Here is a 1,398-nt window from a genome sequence, read left to right as displayed (position 1 = left end):
GTGGTTTGCTCGGTATTTTGGGCAGAAACAAGGTTGATATCTTGCGTGGCAGACAGTGATAAGTCTTTGCCGGCTTTGAGTTCACTGCCAACAACCGTGATATTACCGCTGTCTGGGTTCGTATCTTTATTTTTACCCGTTGCGGTAATCGACAGATTTTGTCCGGCATTTAAGGTACTGCCTTGAGATTGGTGGCTGTCGGTATGGGTTTCGCTTTTCGACGGTTGGCATTAGTGCTCAGTTGTAAGGCAAAAAGCTAGACAGCTAAAAAAGAAGAAGGGGGGTAAAACCAGACAATATACAGTGGGTTACTTACTGAATTGTGGTAAACACAACCCCAGCCCACAACTGACATTCAGCGGTAAATGGTTGAGTAAATTAGGGTTTAAGGTGGGTAGCCACTACACCCTCACTCACCAAGCTGGACAGTTGATTATCTGGTTGGCTGAGAACAAATAAGATAGCTAAGATAGATCCCAGTGTGGAGCTGGGATCTTTTTCATAGCATTATTGAAAGATATATTTAGCTATTTAATTTTTCTAATTCTGCATTTACTTGAATGAGAAGTTCTTCATCATTTAGTTCATACTCTTCTTTATCTAAATTAGGGTTGTAAAGATCTGCAATACAAAAAATACTGGAAAGACACTCACTTAATTTATTATTATCCTTTAATAAAAGATCATAATCTCTTTCTAGCCGATAAAGCTCAATATAAGCCTCACTAAAAGTTTCAGGTTTTATTCTACCCTCAGCATATGATTTAGTGAATGCCAATAACATAAAACTCATCGTAATACTCCATTTTTCATATAATTATCATATTGAGGTGTTCCTGGAGTAAGCTTAAAACCAGTAACAAAATTACCAGAGTTATCCAGTACAACTACATTATTTGTGTTTGAATTAAAATAAACTTTGGAATCTTTTACAAAACCATAAGTTCCATGAGGTGTAGTAGCTTTATCGACCATATGATTATTGATTGCATTTTCATACTGATGAAGAGTTTCAGGATTTTTCTTTGTTGTTGTTATACCAAAATCAACCGCATGCTTAAATTTTTTATCTAGTTGTCTCTGAGTAATGCCAGTTAAAGCAGAAGAATTACTATTATCTATATTAGGTACTGTATTCGTATTGCCTGTATTTGAATTGTTTTTTTGTTCATTTTCTAGTTTGTTAGAGTTCCCCTTGTCACCTTTTACAGCATTATCAATCTTAGAAGAACCTGTAACGCTAGATATCCCTTTTCCACCTCCTGATGTAGTGGCTATACCATCAATCAATCCGCTTTCATTCAGTACAATCACCGTCGCTAAAATACCTGTTAGCTCTTTGAGGTTCTCTGTTTGTGATGAATGCTTAGCAATTCTATTTTCTAATGCTGGCTCAAG

2 protein-coding genes and 2 pseudogenes are annotated in these 1,398 nt (G+C 36.3%); 1 reads left to right on the top strand and 3 read right to left on the bottom strand.

The features are described 5' to 3' along the window. Positions 1–164: pseudogene (locus CUB63_RS18025) on the bottom strand (hemagglutinin repeat-containing protein); the annotation flags it as partial. Between the two features lie 136 nt (positions 165–300). On the opposite strand from CUB63_RS18025, the pseudogene CUB63_RS17425 reads away from it, so the two are divergent. Then, a pseudogene (locus CUB63_RS17425) lies at positions 301–459 on the top strand (SymE family type I addiction module toxin); the annotation flags it as partial. 64 nt (positions 460–523) lie between these two features. Here the strand turns inward: CUB63_RS17425 and CUB63_RS17420 are convergent. Next, the gene (locus tag CUB63_RS17420) at positions 524–793 is read right to left on the bottom strand and encodes a colicin immunity domain-containing protein (protein WP_109848584.1); all 270 of its coding nucleotides are present in this window, start codon (positions 791–793) and stop codon (positions 524–526) included. Beyond that, positions 790–1,398, bottom strand: a 609-nt coding sequence (locus tag CUB63_RS17415; RefSeq protein WP_239996102.1) for a colicin D domain-containing protein, incomplete at its 5' end; no start/stop codon positions are given. The genes CUB63_RS17415 and CUB63_RS17420, both read right to left, overlap by 4 nt.

The organism is Proteus penneri, from assembly GCF_003144535.1.
GTDB lineage: Bacteria > Pseudomonadota > Gammaproteobacteria > Enterobacterales > Enterobacteriaceae > Proteus > Proteus penneri.
This window is presented reverse-complemented; position numbering and strand designations above follow the sequence as displayed.